Here is a 19,109-nt window from a genome sequence, read left to right as displayed (position 1 = left end):
CTTTACTATTATTCTCAGCAACCGGCAACTATATAAATCTGAGAAATTACTTTGGCAAGTCCATATCCAGTCCTTCAGCACGTAATCGAGAACAGATCTCTACAATTAATACTGCCTGCTTTTCAGTAGGAAGTTTAGCAGGGATTTGACTTGCCGTTGTCAGCACGCCCATGTCACGTTCGGTAAGAAGCCTTTGGTTGAATCCCCATTCCTTCACTTGTTGCCAAAATGCACCTCCAGCATTATAAACTGCGGTCTGTGCTTCGATGCCATTCAATAACTGTTGATCCTTTCGCCCATCACGCTTTCGGCTACCTTCTTCCTCAAGTGAGATAAGTTGATTAAGAAAACCATCAGGCCAAGTAACATCCTCTTTCTTAACTCTCTCCCAGCATGCCTGCTTCTTAGCCCATTCAGTAACATTTCGTATACCATTTGGAGGATCGATGAGAATATCATGCGCAGTCTTTGCAGAAATTTCGAGAGCCTCTTCCATATCAGATGATATCGACTGAGAGTTCCAAATCGTCATAAAATCCACTGATTTTTTCATTACACCAACATCATGTGCTATTTTTGAGATGGCATATGCGACGATATTCGCTCGATAGCCCCCTTCATACCATCGTTGTTCTGAAACGAGTTTCTCAGTTCGTTTAAATATAATTGCCTTAGATACAGACTCTTTATAAAAGACTTCATTAAAACTATTCTCACTTTTGTTCCACGATTCGCCAATGGCATTGGCAAAATCTGCAAAGTTCTTTTGCGCACCCATGCTTACTTTATCTGGTTTTCCTTCCCATACATTAAGGTATTTAGCAAGGTCGGTCTTGGAAAAGAGCTGTGACCTTGGGCTTTCCAGGTCAAATTTTCTGCGGTTGGCTGGGGTTAATTTCGAGCGAGCATCGTTAAACTGTCCTCGAGCTCGTTCATAAAACCATTTTGTCTGACGGAAAGTACCATCAGGTGATGGAGCATATATCCGACGAGAGAAATCTTCAAACCTAACGTGAAATGGATGATTTGCAAAAAAATCAGCAGCATTAACCTTGTTCTGACTGTTAGCATATTCTGATATTTTTGGAACAACTTCTTCAGTCTGTTCCGGGGTAACTATTGAGAGCTTCATCTGGACAAACACTTTCGACAGGTCAATCTTATTCCTCATAGCCATATGAATCGATGCCGTTGTCTGACCACCATTCACAATTTGAATATTTTTCACGCCTGTCAATGCAAGCTGTCCATTCCGTTCCTCAATATTCACTTCCTCAGCAGTTGCGGTAATGCCATTGTTGTAAGCAAAAAACATAGACGGTTTGGTTTCTAATGTTTTCCTAATGCCCTTATTTACGTTACCACGCGCTTGCAGAAACACTCGCACGTTCTGTTCCAGCAACCGTGCCCCCCATCTATCATAAATCGAGGCAAGCATATGTCCGGGGACTACAGAAAGATACGCTTCGTAATCATCTGCTGAGAGATGTGCAGGTAAAAGTGGAAGGATACCGCCGAAATCCTTCTCGAGATCTATCTCAATCTCTTCTCTCCCATGACCAACCGTAGCAAATTGGTGCAACCTCTTAATATCCCAGACACTATATGTTACTGTACGACCATCTATTTCATCCGCTTCTCTTCCATCAACACGATCACTCAGTTCCCGATTACTGATCAAAAACATCCGTACACGGCTGACCGCACTCCATCTATTAGCAATTAGGTCAGCAAGACCGAAAGCAGGACTGGTTTCTTCCAAGGAATTACGCCATTTATGATCAAGCGCACGCTGAAGAAACCGTTCCAGCCTTGAGAAAATTTGGTTCATCTCAGTTTGCGTCAAACGCCCGGTATTCGATGATTGATTGAAGTCCGCAATAATTAAGCCAAGGGTACCATCAGTGGTGATCGGATCACCTCCGTAACCATCGACACGGATACCACTATTAGGAGGACCACGAAAATCAGCTCTATCAGCAGTATCAAGTTCTCCAGCCTCTGTTAGATAGCCACAGAATTTCTCGAAAAATACTGTCTCTACAAACTGTCCTGCCGCATCTGCCTCATTCAGAATTTCTTGGAAAAACTCTTCTGCGAATTCATCAAGACTAACCGCCATTAATTAGCCCTCAATATCGATATAATATGAGAATAATCCGATCGGAATTTTTCACACTCATGTAGCGAAATAGAATATCGGACATTTGTTACCCCGCTCGGAAACATATTTGGCGTCACGCGCGGAAAGTCTTCTGTAACTTTAAACACATGCTCTGCACCAATTAGCCATTTTTTGTCACTATAATTATCATCCCATTCGAAACCTACAGCCAGCAATCGCTCTTCGAAAAGCTCAATTGCAGAAGGATCTGAATCTTGGACAATATCGTAAATATTTCTACAAATATCAGTAACTGTAACGCCATTTGGATCATCTTCAGATGTGCCTGTAATCTCCGTGACATTCAAAAAAAGAGCATCAAGCCCCTCAGTATCCAACTGATGTTCCGTTGAGATTGCTACGAACGGTGTCGCAGTACCTCTTCGCGCCTTCGCCTCGATACATATACGCCCTATTTCGAAATCCTTAGGCGCATCAAACGGACCGACCCAAGAACTAATTGATGCAGCTATACCAATTGTTGGAAATAGGTGTTGATGCATAAGTTGAAGTTCGCCTATAAGACCTTTTTGCTCTTCATCAGACAACCTTTCATCACGCCCCCCTCGCAGTAATCTATGCCAGCGCCAAGTACGAGCAAGAAATCTTTCAATTGCATCTTTTTCATCACGAGCAGAACGTGTCGCAGATACTATATCGAGACAAAGCTGGTAAAATATCTCTCGCTGCTCATTCTCTTTGAGCCGTATAATTAAAAGTGAATGCTCTTCGTTATTTTGCTTACGTTCCTCAATCTCTAGTCCGCGCAGATTTGGCATCTTTCTAGTGGGACGATTTTCTGTCGCATGCTTAAAAATTAGTAGGCAGCTCCCATCCGTATCTACTGCCCAGTAAAGATTCCACTGGAGTTCTGAATCAACACGGCGACCACTAACTGTCGACATCTCGACTGGTTGCACCAACCCTCCCCATGGGTCCTCGTGATTATCAATCCTCATCACCCTCAGCCTCTTCTTCGTCTCCCTCTTCCTGATAACGTTCTCTGAACCAAGTAGTATTTACCACGTACTCGACTCTCTTCTCCTCATGTTCAGTATGAGGAAAGCTGATACTCCAAGCTACCACAGGCTCAGAATTACTTAGATCCGCATCATTACTTCCTATAGCTAACAAATGTACAATTAATAATGGCCTTTTTCGTACATAACGATAAATACGATCTGGGTAATTTACGCGGTCAGGTGACAATTCGAATTTTTTCTCTTCCAGATAATCATTACGTGCTTTGGCAATCTCACTATCTGATAGACCAATAGACTCTATCCCTCGAGACGATACCCGCTGCTTCTCTGTGATAAGCAGTGTATTCTCATCGCTTCGTTTACCAGCGCCACGCCGCTGGCAAACAACCGTAAAACCAAGGCTTTTATCTACAAGTGATTTTTCAGTCCCTTGTTGCAATCCAGGGAAGTAGATGTCCCACTCGGATAATTCAGTCTCACTTCTGTCCATAATGTATTTTAGAATAGGATCTGTTTCCGTCAGGAACGAACCCTGATGGTTACGAAATTCGGCAATAAATTCGAGTACATATGAAGCCGGGATACGTCTAACGAGCTGCCCACCTCTTACACGCTCTCCATTCTCTGGTGCAGCGTTATCAGACCTAAGGCGCATTGCAAGATTTTTTGCAGATTGATGGTTAGCATTTATACTCTCCCTATCGCGACGAAGTACTGCGGTTTCAACGAACTCATTAGCAAGTCCTACGGAAACAACGAGTCGTTCGCCAGAGCCCATCTTGTTGCGCGCGGTAACTATTAACGTATCTGGGTGACTGCGAACTTTAAGTCCGAACTCCTTCGGTGTTGCATTCGCTGCTTCCATGCGTCGTAGCTCATCTCTTAGTTCCTCGATAGACTCTGCTATATGCTCATACCACCCCTCAGCTTCTTCTGGCATCCAGACACGACAGAGATCGTCATAACCAGGCCTATATCCGAACCACCGCCCCATCTGCATCAGGGTGTCGTACATCATTGAATTTCGCAAAAAGTAACTTACCATAAGGCCTTCAAGGGTAAGTCCACGTGAGAGTGAGAACCCGCCAACGGCGATGACATTCAGTCCATTTTTATCATGAGAAACATAGTCAAGTGAATCTGAGGATCGACTATTTACCTCAACTACGCTAATGCGGCTAATACTTTCCCATAGCTTTGACTGCACATTAGCCCATATCACTCCGGTATTTCTATATTCTTCATCAAACAATTGCTTCAAAGTAGCAATCTCTGGGTCTCTTAGAGCAGAATTCTCTGAGTTTGAACCATTGACGCGAACACTACTACTAATCTCATTAATTCGGTTATGTATTTCATTGCGTAGTTGACGCTGTACATCCGTAAAACGGGACGCGTTAACTAGCATCGAATTGTGTGCCGTTGTATGCCCTCGGACAAGCCTGATCGCTCGACCGACTATAAAAGTCCTGATCGCCTTATCAAGGCTCTTAGGAATGTTAGTTACAACATGCGTCTTCTTGTGCTTAAGTGGAAGAATATCGCCATTATCTTCAATATGGCGCACTACAGTAGCTTCTTCAGTCTCATCTGTATCAGGAAGAAAGACGCGAGAAGGACCGAAATAATTCCCCGGTGGATCAAGGCTCACAATAAAGTCGCGCGGAAACAAATCAGCGCCAAACATTTCGTCTTCGCTGTCAGGATCGATGAATATATTTGCGAACGGTGTAGCCGTATATCCGACATAGCAACTTCGATCAAACAAATCAAGCAACTGCCTAATCTGTCCGTTTATTCTTGATACCTCATCATTACCTTTCTTTATATTAATTGAGGCATTATCAGCTTCATCATCGATAAGTAGCATTGGCGCCGATATCGATGATGCCCCTCTTTTTGCATTATGCTCCCTCAACCATTCAAGTAAATTCTTAAGCGTGCTTGTATTTTTCTTAATTACAAAGACTGCGGGCTGCTTAAGATTCTCAAGTGGAATACCTATACTCGTGGCTGTCTGCTTATTGAAATCTCTAAGCGTATTGGTAAAAGCATTAGGCCTACGCCTTGAATCATAACGCCCAACACCAATAATGCTCTCCACTCCATGCCTGTTCATTTGTAGTTTGGAACTATCATAACCTATAAAACCTTCATCAATTCTTGATTGTGTCTGACTACGAAGATTGTTATGAATTCCAGCGATTACTATTATAACCTCATACCCAGCGTCTGCCGCCTTTGTTATAAGCCCTGTATAGTTTGCCGTTTTTCCAGACTGAACATGACCTACAACCATCCCTCTACGATCCCATTTCCCACTTTTCTTTGGATTCTCGAGAAGCCCAAGTATCCGGTCTGTGATGCTGTCAATTGTTGCAAGCACCTGACCAGAAAAATTTCGTTCTCCAAGTAACCGATAATATCGATCCCAAAAATAAAATGTAATTTCAGATTTTGCGCTATCAAGCCATTTTTCGAAACCGGGCTCCTCTAGCATTGCCCCTATATCCATTGTAACACCATGGACATTCTCGAATTCTTTAGCCAATAATTCAGCCTGTTCGTCAGTCACCGCGGGATACAATGTTCTAACATGCTCAATACGCTCACGAATCATTTCAGGGGTAGGCAGACTCCTTGCTAAAACTGCACCAACCATATCTCGAATGCTCTGTAGATCAGAACTCATTTTTCATCACCTTCTTCAAGTTTTACTATAATTTTTTCTACTTCTTCCCAGTTAGAACGAAATGGTTCTGCAGAAGACATCATTAGTCTGATTTCATTACTCGCCAATTTGCCCGAATTCAAGGTCAGATAGGTTTCCATCACAAGGCTTACAAATGCCTCATCCTCCATTGACTTGGTAGATACACTTTTCGGGTGCGAACTTATATCAGAGAAGAACGTATCAAACGGTATTGTCGATTCGATCAAGGATAGTAGACGCGAAAACTCTTGTTTCTGGCCTTCCGAAAGGGTGTCGGTAAAATTTTTAAATATAGGATGATACAGATTCAAACCATATGAAATCTCATTTTTATCTTGAAACCTTATCCACACAGGTAATTGGTTTTCGCTGACAAGCCTATGTCCACGGGTAGTATAAGCGCGCTTGGAACCTGCACCGATTACTTCAATTATCCTGCGCAAACGGTCTCTAACCGGCCCAGGCGGCTGAGCCGAGGCTTTCTTGACGTCAATCTTCCACTCACCATCCATGCCATTTGGCATGTCGATTCTGACACGGGCTAGCTTCGTCAGCTCTGTCTGACGTGCCAGATTGAACCAAGTACCATGAATAATTAAGCGCTTCTCGCGATATAGATAAAATCCCTGATTTTTGATGTACCCCTCGGCCCCTGCATAACGGTCCCATTCTTCTGCAGTAACCTTCTTGTGGTGGGGCAGAGTAACTGGCTGGATTCGGATCTCGTGTTCACCCAGTCGGAATACATCCTCAGGGCCAAAAATTGTCGCAGGATGCCTTGAGTTGAAGGGGTCAAAAGCCTCAAGCTTGCGGCCGTTCAATGCCATCGTGACACGTTTCAGACCACGCTCACCTGCAAGAAATCTGTGAAATACGAGCTCCAGGTGGGAGGCAGTGTCATTTATCTGGCGAGTCAGGTCCTTTCTGTCTGACTCGTTCTTAGGGTCAACAAGGCGATCGAGTTTCTGCCAGACTACCAGAGTTCCATCTTGTTGAAGGCTGTCAGCCCAAGGTATTCCAACTGTGCTCTCTGGGATTTCAATGTACCATTCATCTGTTTCTGCAACGATGTCGAGATCCCATGCAGCACATGACGTAATTCCATTTCTTCGTGTAAGTACTGTCAGTCTCCGGCACTGAGAAAACGATGCTGTCTTGAGTCCCAGTCCAAAACGTCCAAGATCATCAATCTGGCCGATCCTCAAGAGGACTGCGTGTCCCAGGACGCATAGCCTCAAGCAGCTCATCCTCTGACATACCTGAACCATCATCGAGGATTCCGATTGCGGGTACATCACTCGTCGTATCAGCTAAAAATTCGACCTTCCCGCCCCAGCAGTAATCGAATTATCTATTACATCCGAAACAGCAGTCTGGAGTGAATAGCCGATGTCTCGCATACTCTCGATGAGCACCGAGGGGCGTGGTGCAACTCTTTCTCGCCTTGAGCTCATTTTCAGATCATCTAAAATCATTAGCCCAAATCTTATTATCTTAGTGTTTTTACATACATTTTATTCTGCAATAAAGATTCATTTTAATTTGAGGCCAATGCGGTGAATCTGTCTTTGTTTCTCCTCCCTAGATCCCTAATCCTAGCCTAGCATTCTTATTAATAGTATCAGGGAAACCCCCTGTTCGAAATCCGCCTTTTCGCGATTTCAACCGGGAAGTGGGCCAAAGAGAGATAGTTGGCAGATAGCAGCTGCAAACACAATTAAGGGATCAAAGCCCTTTAATTACTATCACCTGCTCACTGTACTTTTTTGTCGTAGCACAGTTTTCTCTCAAAACCGCCCCACCCGATGCACTCGCTCCTGCTGGTAACGGACCAGCTCTTTGTCGATGTTCTCCTGCAGCTCGCCCTTGCGTTGGCGGTAAAACAGCCCGGCGATGCCATAGCCGAACAGCGCGCCCATGACGTGGGCCAGGTAGTTGACCGACGAGGCGCCGGTGGTGAACAGGTAGAAGACATCCCAGCCGACGTACCACAGCGCCAGCACCCAGACTGCCAGTGTGCCATGCCAGAAGTAGAAAAGGATACCGAACAGGCAGCGGATCTGCCCGCGCGGGATGGCGTAGGCCAGAAAGCCGATCATCCCCGAGACGATGCCCGACAGGCCCAGGGTCAACTCTGCCGGCGCTGAGAGCATGGCGATCGACCAGGAGAAATCCAGCCCCACCTCGATGGCGAACAGGCTGAGCAGGAACTTGCCGGTATGGGCGATGAACACCTCCACCGCGCCGGCGAAGGCGAGAAAGAACACCAGGTTGCCGATCACGTGCCACCAGTCAGCATGGGCGAAGGCGGACAGAAACGAGCTGAACGGGTTGAACGAGCCGGCGCGGTAACTCAGGAAGCGGGTGAGATCCAGCGGGGCCTGCTCGGCAAAGTCGCGGTAGGTCATGCTCAGGTGGACTGCCAGGTTTTGCGGGTTGATGCCCGCTTCTTTCAGTTCTTCGCCGTGTTCGCTCACCAGGTTCTGGATGATGCTGTCCGGCTGTTTCTCACTGTGCAGGTACACCAGGTATTGCTGGCACGCACTGGCGGTGCTCTCGATGAATTCGTTTTCTTTTTCGAGCCTGACCAGAAATCTGTCCAGGGTCATGCCATGGTCGCCTGCGCAGAACTGCGCTGCCGATTGTTCGATACGGACCGCGGTGCTGGATTGCAGGTAGTAGATCAACAGACACAGCAACGCGATGGCCCAGGTCACCCACGGGCGGCGATGTAACGGATGGTCGAGCTTGTAGGGTAACAGGAGGAACATGCGCGGTACCGCCGCTGGCTTTTGTCATACTATTTGTAATGTGGACTCTCCAAGACTAGCCCAGGGCGGTCGGGATGAGTATTCGGGTTTACCCTTACCCGAAATGCACCTCCGGAGCATTTCGGCAGGGACGAGGGACGAGGGCCGAGTGACGAGCGAAATCGCGGTCGTGGCCCGCTCCCACAGGTCCTTCGGGCAGGAGGAAGTGCTGAGTTCCGAGTTCCAAGTGCTGGGTGCTGAGTCAAAATCGCGCCTGTGAGGCGAATAAAGACAGTTGATAGTTGGCAGATGACAGTCGTCAGACAAACGCCGGATCTCCGTAATATTCGATATCGCGCCTGTGGGGCGCTCCTACAGGGGCTTCGGGGTGGGCTGAGTTCTTAGTTCTTAGTTCTTAGTTCTTAGTTCTTAGTTCTTAGTTCTAGTCAGTTCTTAGTCTAGTCTTAGTTCTTAGTTCTGAGTTCTGAGTTCTGAGTTCTGAGTTCTGAGTTCTGGGTGTTGGGTGTTGGGTGTTGGGTGTTGGGCAGTCAATCAGAATCGCTTTACCCTTATTGTAATTCTTCAACCAACGCGATCGATTTCACATGCTTGTCGATCGTATTAATCGTCTCCGCAGATAGTGGCAGCTCTGCTTTCCGTTTTGGCCAGATATCCAGAAAATCCTGAACGGTCTTCCGCGCCGCATTTATAACAAGTGTCTTCGGTAACTGAGCCCTGGCAGAAAAATGGCTCAATTCATCAACGCTCAGCTCAGTCATACTCTTGGTGCGGCTATATTTCAATGCCATAGTTACATCTGGAAGATAGGGAATGGTTGAAACAAAATCATACCCCGGTGCAAGTGCCGGTGTCCGCCCATCAGGATAAATTAGCGACCAGTTCTTCAAATGCATATCGGCATTGCCAATTAGCGTATTGAACACAAGACGTCGCACAAACTCAATAATACCTGGCTCCCCGATTTCCGCCCAAATCACCTGTGCAATATTTCGGTAATTGGCTTTTTTATATTTGTTGTCTGGATAGATGTCGAACACTTGAGCGAAGTCTTCAATATGAATTGCAATATCATCCTCGGTACGATCAAATCGCTTGATTGCCAGTGCCTGTCCACCAATATTTCCCATACCCTCAGGCAAATTATCGATCTGTTCAGTCGGGTGAAGTGCGATTTCAGGTATATCCATTCCAAGCTCAGCCGCAAGGCTCATCATCGAGAATTCATTTTCGGGCACATCATCATACTTCGCGGAAGGAAGCTTGATAATCCAGGAGCCACCCACTCCCTGTGCCGGAATCGTGAGACCACCGGTAGCACTCATAACAGCGGAGAATTTGATCTGAACACCGGCAAGAGAAAAACGCAGTGCCTGTTCATGACCATGAGCAGACCGAGCTTCATCCTCAATGTCATCATCCGGCCAGGCCTCACCATCGGCTGGTTGAACCACAATCGAACCGGGTAGATCGCGACCAAGCACCCAAAGAAGAAAGAATTCCCTTTTTGAATTTACACCTGCCCGTTCTGCGAGATAATCACGCATATGGCCTTCGGGCAGGAGATTTGAAAAAAATGGCGGAACTTGTACCTGTCGAGGCTTTATATCAGTAATGAGATTACCAAGCTGATCTTTGAAGGAAAGGCTCAGCGTCGGGCGCGATGTATCGTTAATATATTCTTCAGTAAATGCAAAAAGGTTGCGATCGTGACCGATCTGGGTCAGCGTGCCGATCTGACGGCCATGGAGAAGAACATCCAGGACAGTTAAATTAGCCATTGTCCTGTCCCTCATCCTCGTCCAGGCGATAGGCCGGCTGAGGCTCTTCGATTCTATGAGATGCATCATCAGTGGCATACACAAGGCTGTTACGCATGGACTGTAGCTCCTTAAAGGCATTCTGAATGTATGAAATATCGCCGATACCTTTCTGAAACTGCTTGAGCTGTTTGTTGATTTTATCCAACTGTTCAAACTGTTGCGTCACAGCGGGAATTGTCTTTAGTTGCTCGGCCAGCCGGCTGACACGCGCCAACTCATTAATATTCTTGTATTTGTGCGAGAGCTCATCAGATAGTTTGTGAATACGATTTAGCTGCTGAACGGCTTTTTGCATGGATTCTGCTTTGGTGAACTGCTCCGTTTCAGAGCTGCGAATAATGCTCTGAACAGTCGGCACCAACTTGCGCGGCACAAGCGAAAGCTCCAAATCCAGTACCCGGGCAAATTCGATGAGGCTCGAGACTCGTATATCCACATTGCCGTTCTCAATCCTGGAGATATGACTCTGCGGCACGCCGACCTTCTCAGCCAAATCGCGCTGGCTAAGATTTTTGCGTAACCGGGCCGCCTTCAGCTGACGGGCAATGTCTTCAACAACATAGCTCATTTGATATGCCTAAATATATCATCATCTAATAAATATATATTTAAACATATCGAAATTATTATATAGATCAAGTATTGATATGTTTATTTATATCATTCATTATTAATTATATATTATTACGTATCTATTTCAATTAAGGGGTCACAATTAAGGGGTCAAAGCCCTTTAATTAGTCCGGGATTTCCCTGGTCGAAAGGCGTTCTGGGGCCCATTGCCGTCGGGACGAGAAGAGAAAGTAGGCAGTTGGCAGATGGCAGTCGTCAGACAAGCGTCGGATCTCCGGCATAGTCGATATCGCGCCCGTGGGGCGCTCCTGCAGGGGCTTAGGGCTGTGGGGTGAGTGCTGAGTGCTGAGTAAGCAAGGTGGATCCGCCTGCGGCTTGATCCACCCTACGATTCAAACAGGCAGGCCGGATCAAGCGACGTGGATCCGGCGCTTTATCTGGAAGCCCCGGGCACCAGCTCCTGACCCCGGCGGCCTCCGGCCGGGGATGATTCTCAACATAACGTCGAGAAATCAGGGACACGCATACTGGTTAAACGCTCAACATTCCCGCCGGGCTGTCGATAACGTTATCCTGTTTGAGGTGTCCCGGATTTCCCTCACCCTGGCGGCCGGCTAACTCTTGGCCGGTTGTGTTGTTACAACTAAACTATGGTTATGTCCCCCACTCTTTTATTCAGATTTACAGGGTTTTTCTTGTTGGCGCTGGTGTTGCCGGCGACGACGCTGGCGGCCGACGAGGCGGAGCCCGCGCCGCTGGTGATCTCGCAGGATCACAGTTGGCCGCCGCTGGCGTTTCGGGATCGCCACGGCGAGCCGCGGGGCTTGCTGGTGGATCTGTGGCGGGCACTGGGCAGGCAGATGGATCGGCCGGTGGAATTTCGCCTGGCGGACTGGCCAGAAACCATCGAGCAGGTCCGCGACGGACGGGCCGAGGTGCATGGCGGGCTGTTTGCCTCGCCGGAGCGCGCGAAATTCCTGGATTTTTCTCATCCGCTGATTCCGCTGGAGACGGTGTTGTTTATCAGTGCCGACATTCAGGCCCGCACGCTGGATGACCCGGCACTGACCCCTGTCGGTGTGGTGGCCGGCAGTTACGAGCGGGAGTTTTTGCAGGGACGGTATCCGGAACTGCCATTGCGCGAGTATCCCAATAACGCCGATCTGGTCACCGCCGCGGTGGCGGGCGAGGTTACGGCGTTTGCCGCCGATCACCCGGTGGGGCGTTATCTGCTGGATCAGTACGCCACGCCCGGTGACTTCCATGTGCTGGAAGTGCTGTACCGGCAGCAACTGGTGGCGGCGGTGCGGCCCGGGGAGTCCGTCCTGTTGAAAAAAGTCAACGAGGCTATCGCCAACCTGCCGGACGCCGAGCTGGATCGTATTACCCAGCGCTGGACCCATACCAGCACCGTTGAGGTTACCCCCCGCTGGCTGATGCCAACCCTGATCGCGGCCCTGTTTGTACTGGCATTGATCTTTTTCAGCCTCTACCTGCGCGGCCTGCGTCGTCAGCGGTCCGAACTGACCCTGCAATTACAGGAACGCACCCGTGAACTGCAGGAGCAAAAAAATCAGCTGCAGGCGTTGTTCGATAACAGCTCGGTCTCGGTGATGGTACATGATCCACACACCGCCGAAGTACTGCAGGCCAATGCACGTGCCCTGGAGATTCACGGCGTGGCGGATGTGGCAGAGCTGAACCGATTGTCTTTCGAGCTGCGCAGCATCTGGGTGGAGCCGCCCTATAGCCTGGAAGATGTCCAACGCTGGTTCGAACGCGTGCACAAACATGGGCCGCAACGCTTCGAATGGCTTACTTATAATGCCGGGGGCAAGGCCATGTGGGAGGATGTGTTCCTGCAACCGATGGCAGTCGGTGGTGAGGAGCGCATTGTCTCAACCTCCATCGATATCACCGCTAAAAAACAGGCCGAAGAAGACCTGCAACAGCAACTGCAACTGGAAGAACTGCTGCGTGACGTCTCCCTGTCTTTATTAAACAGTGATACCGATGCAAAGCATAATGGCATCTTTCACGCGCTCGAAAGCATGGGAGAATTTTTACACGCCCACCGCTGTGTATTGTATGATTACAGCCCCGAAAACGGCGGTCTGGATCTGTATTTACAATGGTGCGCCCCGGGGATTACACCACGCGAGGCGGACTTCCATATTCCGGCTGTCGTCGTCGCACCTTATTATCAAAAACTGTTGCATACCGACGCCGTTATTGTGCATGCCGAGAGTGAGAATCGGGACGTCCTTGAGCACGCCCTGCTGGTCTCCGGCGGCGAACAGTCAGTGCTGGTATTACCCATCCTGCGGGATGGCGTGCTCGCGAGCACATTGATGTTCTCCTTCGCCGAACAACAACCTCACTGGTCACATAATTATCTCAAATTGTTGCAGGTCGCAGCGGAGCTGATTGGCGGCACCCGGGTTCGCCAGCATCTGATCAATAAACTGGAACAGCAGGCTATTCATGACGCCCTCACCGGACTGTATAACCGGCGCAAGTTTGAAGCGTTGCTATTGCAGGAGCTGGAACGCGTGAACCGTTATCATCGCGCGTTGGCGTTGATTCTGTTTGATATCGATCACTTCAAGTCCGTCAATGATCGTTTCGGCCACAATGTGGGCGACGAAGTACTGCGCCTGCTCGCCGACACCCTGCGCGAACAACTGCGCAGCAGCGACATCCCGGCACGCTGGGGTGGTGAAGAGTTCATTGTTCTGTTGCCTGAAACAGAGCTCGATGCCGCCCTGCAGGCGGCTGATCACCTGCGCCGGCGCATTGCCGATATCGACTTCCCCTCAGCCGGACAGATCACCGTCAGTCTGGGAGTCAGTACCTACCAACCCGGAGACAGACTCGAAAGCCTGGTCAAACGGGCCGATGATGCGCTGTACCAGGCCAAGGAAGGCGGCAGGAACCGGGTCGTGGGGAATGCTTAGTTCTTAGTTCTTAGTTCTTAGTTCTTAGTTCTTAGTTCTTAGTTCTGAGTTCTGAGTTCTGAGTTCTGAGTTCTGAGTTCTGAGTTCTGAGTTCTGAGTTCTGAGTTCTGAGTTCTGAGTTCTGAGTTCTGAGTTCTGAGTTCTGAGTTCTGAGTACTTAGTACTTAGTACTTAGTTCAGTAGGGTGCGTTCTACGCACCATCAAACCACCGACATAAAGGAGCGGTGCGTGGGACGCACTCTACCTGAAACTCGGCACTCAGGACTCAGAACTTTTAACTAATATTGGCATGGGACTGTCGAGGCAACTGGCGAGGGTGCGCAATAACTCCTGCGCGGGAACGGTGGTGTTGCCATCGTGCAGGATACAGACGGCGCAGGCTTTGAGCAGGCGGGGTTTGGCCAGGGGTTTGAGTTGTTCGAGGGTGTCGAGTGCGTGGTTGAGTGTGTTGAGATCGAGCGCGTCGCGCGGCAGCAAGGTGAGATCGGTCATATCGGCTTCGGCCGCGCCGGCGTCGAAGGCCTGTTCGGCCTGTTGCGCGTCGGGGTACTCGGTATGTGCTACCAGCGAGAGCATCACCTGGAACTCGTCTTTGAGCCGGGTCAGTTTGCCGTGTACCGCCCTGGCGGGTTTGCGCAGACCGAACTGTTGATCGAGTTGTCGGATCACCAGCCGCTGCAGGATCCATTCTTTGAGATCGACGCGTTTGTCCGCGGCGATCAACGCCTGCACCACAGCCCGAAAACGGCGGTACTGCTCGTCGGACAGGCCTTCCAGCGCCGGCAGGGTCAGTTCGATCAACGGCAGGCGGGCCGCTTCGGGCAGTTCCCGGCGGTGGGCCGATAATGTTTTACTGAGCTCAACCACTTGCGGATCGGCCTGTTGTTCCAGCAGACGTTGTTGTTCGCGTTCGACCTGGGGACGGGGATCGAGTAACAACACGTAAATCACCGCCCGGGCGCCGAAGGGTTCGGCGGCGGCCTCGCGCAGTGAGGGCGGGATGGCGGCGATGATCGCCTGTGCCGCCTCGACCTGTTGTTTGTCAAAGCGGCCGACCTGGTCGACCATCCTGCCGGCGCTGAGAACCCCGGCGGCCACCACCGCGCCGACAATATCGATCGAGGGTTTCGCCGCTGTCGCGGCCGTGCCGCCTGATGCGGCCTCCATGTGCGGCGTTTCAGTTTGTGTTGCCTCGCCTGGCGGCACCTTGACCGGGACGACAAACTCGCCGTCCCAGGCGGGATCAAGACGCTTGATCCGATCCGGCAACGGCGGATGGGTGGAAAACAGCGACTGCATGAAGCCTTTGACGCCCTGGGCCAGGTAGGCATGGCTGTACTCGGAGGCGGCCGGGGTTTCCAGCAGCGAGCCGTGCATGGCACCACCGATCTTTTTCAATGCCCCGGCGATGCCCTGCTTGTTGCGGGTAAACTGTACCGCCGAGGCGTCGGCCAGGTATTCGCGCTGGCGACTGACCATGGCCTTGATCCATTGCCCGAAGAAGTGGCCCACATAGCCGATCACCAGCAGACCGACGCCCAGCGCGATGATCGCCACCACCAGTCCGCCGGCTTGCCGGTTGCGCGAGGCACGGACAAAGTAAGAGGAGCGCAACAAAAAGTAGCCGATCAGCGCCAGCAACAGGATGCCGTGCAGCACGCCGATCAGGCGAATATTCATGCGCATGTCGCCGTTGAAGATGTGACTGAATTCGTGGGCGATGACCCCTTGCAGCTCGTCGCGGGTCAGCGTCTCCATGGCGCCGCGGGTGATACCGATGACCGCATTGTTGGGGCTGGAGCCGGCGGCGAAGGCGTTGATACCCTCCTCCTCCAGCAGATAAACCCGGGGCACCGGCATGCCGGCGGCGATGGCCATCTCCTCCACCACGTTCAACACACGGCGTTCATCGGGATCGCGGCTGTCGGGGCTGAGCGCGCGACCACCGAGCATCTCGGCCACCTTGTGTCCGCCGCCGGACAGCGACATCGTTTTATAGGCACTGCCGAGAAACACCAGCGCGATGATCACCGCGGCCACGCCGAGAAACACATCCCACTGAAACTGCTCGGCCAGCAGGGCGGGAGAGAAAGTCGGTACCCCGGTCTGGTTATAGGCGAGGACACCCAGTACCAGCAGATTGGTCAGCAGGATCAGTCCCGCCACTGCCAGCATAAACAGCAATACCAGCCAGCCGGTCTGGCGTCGGGCTCGATCCTGCGCTTCAAAAAAGTCCATGGCTATCCAAACGCTCCGAATACCCGATCACGTTGTTCAAAAGATTGCTTCGCTTCGCTCGCAATGACTGAAAACAGTGACGTCATTGCGAGGAACAACGTGACGAAGCAATCTCTTTGAACGGGCATTCAAAACTCCTGTTTAGTGCAACAGCCGGGTCAAAATGAGACTTTGGGCGCGGCCTGGATCTCGGCGCTGTCCTCGAACTCCAGCAGATGGGCATCCTGGCCGTGGCCGAACAGGCCGGCGAACACATTCTGCGGGAAGGACTGCTTGTAGGTGTTGTAGGCCATAACCGCGTCATTGAACGCCTGGCGCGCGAAGGCGACTTTGTTCTCGGTGCTGGTCAGCTCCTCATTAAGCTGCATCATGTTCTGGTTGGCCTTGAGATCGGGATAGGCCTCGACCACCACGTTGAAGCGCCCCAGCGCGCCGGCCAGATTGCCTTCGGCCCGGCTCAGGTTATCGATCGCATCGGGGTTACCGGGATCGTCATGGGCCTGATCCAGCCCCTGCTGCGCGGCATTGCGTGCCTGCACCACCGCATCGAGGGTTTCGCGTTCGTGCTTGAGATAACCTTTGGCGGTTTCCACCAGGTTGGGGATCAGATCATAACGGCGCTTGAGCTGCACCTCGATCTGGGCGAACGCATTCTTGAAGCGGTTCTGCAACGCCACCAGGCGGTTGTAGATCGCGATGATGTAGACCACGATGATGCCCAGTACCACCAGGATCACGATTGTCGAAATATCCATTTTTTACTCTCCAGCGCGGTTCGTCAGGGCATCATAGCGGGATATAGATACAGGGGCCACAAGTTCTGAGTGCTGAGTTCGCAGTTGGCAGCTAGCTAGTGGCAGGTGATGTGGGAGGGGCTTTTAGCCGCGACTTTTCTAAGCCCAGGCAGGTCGCCGACAAAATCGCCTCCTACAGGCTCTGAGTGCTGGGTTCTGAGTTCTGAGTTCTGAGTTCTGAGTTCTGAGTTCTGAGTTCTGAGTTCTGAGTTCTGAGTTCTGAGTGCTAAGTGTATTGGTGCGTGGGACGCACCCTATACCTGGCCCTGGTTACTAGCCCCTGACGCCAACGGCGTCAATTGGCGTCACGGTATTGGGCAGATGATCGTGGATCACCCGGGCCAGGGTATGCAGAGCCTCGATGCGCGGGAAGCTGGCGCGGTAGACGAGGGAGACGCGGCGATAGGCGTCGGGGAATTCCAGCTCGCGGGTGACGATCCCGCTGCCGGTAGCCCAGCTGCCGCGCATGGCCAGGGCCGGCACCAGGGTGGAGCCAAAGCCGGCGCCGACCAGTTGCAGCAGGGTTTCCAGACTGGCGGCACGCAGATCGGCCATTTCGCCGCGAGTACTGCGCTCCTTGAGGCGACAGACTTCCATGGTTTGTTTGGCCAGGCAATGGCCTTCGGCCAGCAACAGCAGTTCGGTCGTCTCCAGGTCCTCGCGGGTGATGTGCTCCTTATTATAAAACGCGTGATCCCGCGGATGTGCGAGCCAGAAGGGCTCGTCGAACAGAGGCATTGTTTCCAGTTCCGGCTCCTCCACCGGGGTGGCCAGCAGGGCGGCGTCGATTTCGTGCTGTTGCAGGCGACGGGTCAGGGTGTCGGTCACCTCCTCGGAGAGCACCAGGCGCAGTTGCGGGTAGTCCTGCTTGAGCGGCATCAGGATCAGCGGCATCAGATAGGGACTGATGGTGGGAATCGCGCCCAGGCGCAGCGGCCCGGCAAGGGGGTCGTGATGGGCCTGGGCAACCTGCTCGATGGCGTCGACCTGCTCCATGATCTGCCGGGCGTGCTGCAGGATGACCTCACCGATGGGCGTCACCTCCACCGAGCGGTTGGTGCGCTCGAAGATCGCCACACCCAGGTGCTCTTCGAGCTTTTTGATCTGGCCGCTGAGGGTCGGCTGGCTAACGAAACTGCGCTCGGCCGCCTTGCCGAAATGGCGGGTTTCGGCCACGGCGATGATGTATTGCAGGTCTCTGATATTCATACGTTTTCTGGCCCGGGCTTATGATAGGTAATACCGATTAATACAGTATAAACAAACGATTTTAAAAATAAAGAGATCCTGCCTATGCTAAAGTTATGATGAAAACGACGACGACAAAACCAACCCAATCCCGCCCCGGCCCGGGCCCGGTGCCGGTGGTCCTGATTCGCCACGCCCAGAGCCAGTGGAACCGGGAGAACCGCTTCACCGGCTGGGCCGATCCGCCGCTGACCGGGGCCGGCATCGCCGAGGCCCATGCCGCCGGCAAACTTCTGCGCGAGCAGGGATTCGTCTTCGACGCGGCCTACAGTTCGCGATTGCAGCGGGCGGTAACTACGCTGGATATCCTGCTGGCCGAACTGGGTCAGGATGGCATTCCGCGCACCCGGGCCTGGCAGCTGAACGAACGCCATTACGGCGCCCTGCAGGGGCTGGACAAGGGTGAGGCCACCGCACGCCATGGCGAGCAGCAGGTGTGGCGCTGGCGCCGGGGCTATCACGATCGTGCCGACGCGCTGAGCCGCGAGGATGCACGGCACAGCTGCCACGATCCGCTGTGCCACGATATCGACCCCGCCCACCTGCCGGATGTGGAAAACCTGGCCCAGACCCGCGAACGGGTGATGCGCTACTGGAATGATGAAATCGTCCCGCGCATCCGCCAGGGCGAGCGTCTGCTGATCAGCGCCCACGGCAACACCCTGCGGGCACTGATCATGGTGCTGGCCAATATGAGCGTCGAGGAAGTTGAAGGCTTCGAGATTCCGACCGCCACACCGATTGTCTATCACTTCAATCGCGACGGGACACCGCTGGACTGGCAGTATCTCGAGCAGCCGGATCATCAGGCGGCATAAAAATAGTGCTGAGTTCTGAGTTCTGAGTT

The 19,109-nt window shown here is 51.6% G+C and carries 12 protein-coding genes; 2 read left to right on the top strand and 10 right to left on the bottom strand.

What is annotated here, in order from left to right:
- Positions 1 to 46 precede the first annotated feature (46 nt).
- The 7 genes from U5K34_RS06515 to U5K34_RS06485 form a co-directional block, all read right to left on the bottom strand.
- Positions 47 to 2,122 (bottom strand): AIPR family protein, encoded by a 2,076-nt coding sequence (locus U5K34_RS06515; protein WP_322567641.1) that lies wholly within the window; start codon positions 2,120 to 2,122, stop codon positions 47 to 49.
- Positions 2,122 to 3,123 (bottom strand): PD-(D/E)XK motif protein, encoded by a 1,002-nt coding sequence (locus U5K34_RS06510; RefSeq protein ID WP_322567640.1) that lies wholly within the window; start codon positions 3,121 to 3,123, stop codon positions 2,122 to 2,124. The genes U5K34_RS06515 and U5K34_RS06510 overlap by 1 nt, the downstream gene beginning before the upstream one ends.
- Positions 3,113 to 5,839, bottom strand: a complete 2,727-nt coding sequence (locus U5K34_RS06505; RefSeq protein WP_322567639.1) for a Z1 domain-containing protein — start codon at positions 5,837 to 5,839, stop codon at positions 3,113 to 3,115. Before U5K34_RS06505 ends, U5K34_RS06510 begins: the two co-directional genes overlap by 11 nt.
- Positions 5,836 to 7,131, bottom strand: coding sequence for an ATP-binding protein (locus tag U5K34_RS06500; protein WP_322567638.1), 1,296 nt, complete (start codon positions 7,129 to 7,131; stop codon positions 5,836 to 5,838). The genes U5K34_RS06505 and U5K34_RS06500 overlap by 4 nt, the downstream gene beginning before the upstream one ends.
- A gap of 516 nt (positions 7,132 to 7,647) precedes the next feature.
- The gene (locus U5K34_RS06495) at positions 7,648 to 8,631 is read right to left on the bottom strand and encodes a rhomboid family intramembrane serine protease (RefSeq protein WP_322567637.1); all 984 of its coding nucleotides are present in this window, start codon (positions 8,629 to 8,631) and stop codon (positions 7,648 to 7,650) included.
- A 548-nt stretch (positions 8,632 to 9,179) separates the two neighbouring features.
- Positions 9,180 to 10,409, bottom strand: a complete 1,230-nt coding sequence (locus U5K34_RS06490; protein WP_322567636.1) for a type II toxin-antitoxin system HipA family toxin — start codon at positions 10,407 to 10,409, stop codon at positions 9,180 to 9,182.
- On the bottom strand, positions 10,402 to 11,019 hold the full coding sequence (locus U5K34_RS06485; protein WP_322564459.1) for a helix-turn-helix transcriptional regulator: 618 nt from the start codon (positions 11,017 to 11,019) through the stop codon (positions 10,402 to 10,404). Before U5K34_RS06485 ends, U5K34_RS06490 begins: the two co-directional genes overlap by 8 nt.
- 712 nt (positions 11,020 to 11,731) lie before the next feature.
- Between U5K34_RS06485 and U5K34_RS06480 the strand changes: the two genes are divergently transcribed.
- Positions 11,732 to 13,981, top strand: coding sequence for a diguanylate cyclase (locus tag U5K34_RS06480; protein ID WP_322568086.1), 2,250 nt, complete (start codon positions 11,732 to 11,734; stop codon positions 13,979 to 13,981).
- A 259-nt stretch (positions 13,982 to 14,240) separates the two neighbouring features.
- On the opposite strand, the gene U5K34_RS06475 is transcribed toward U5K34_RS06480, so the two are convergent.
- From U5K34_RS06475 to U5K34_RS06465, 3 genes are all read right to left on the bottom strand, one after another.
- Complete coding sequence (locus U5K34_RS06475) at positions 14,241 to 16,220, bottom strand: M48 family metallopeptidase (RefSeq protein ID WP_322567635.1); 1,980 nt, start codon at positions 16,218 to 16,220, stop codon at positions 14,241 to 14,243.
- A gap of 158 nt (positions 16,221 to 16,378) precedes the next feature.
- Positions 16,379 to 16,975, bottom strand: a complete 597-nt coding sequence (locus U5K34_RS06470) for a LemA family protein (RefSeq protein WP_322567634.1) — start codon at positions 16,973 to 16,975, stop codon at positions 16,379 to 16,381.
- A gap of 312 nt (positions 16,976 to 17,287) precedes the next feature.
- On the bottom strand, positions 17,288 to 18,223 hold the full coding sequence (locus U5K34_RS06465) for a LysR substrate-binding domain-containing protein (protein WP_322567633.1): 936 nt from the start codon (positions 18,221 to 18,223) through the stop codon (positions 17,288 to 17,290).
- 98 nt (positions 18,224 to 18,321) lie between these two features.
- On the opposite strand from U5K34_RS06465, the gene U5K34_RS06460 reads away from it, so the two are divergent.
- Positions 18,322 to 19,080, top strand: a complete 759-nt coding sequence (locus U5K34_RS06460; RefSeq protein WP_416224058.1) for a 2,3-bisphosphoglycerate-dependent phosphoglycerate mutase — start codon at positions 18,322 to 18,324, stop codon at positions 19,078 to 19,080.
- The last annotated feature ends 29 nt before the right edge of the window (positions 19,081 to 19,109 follow it).

Source organism: Thiohalophilus sp., assembly GCF_034521165.1.
Taxonomy (GTDB): domain Bacteria; phylum Pseudomonadota; class Gammaproteobacteria; order UBA6429; family Thiohalophilaceae; genus Thiohalophilus.
This window is presented reverse-complemented; position numbering and strand designations above follow the sequence as displayed.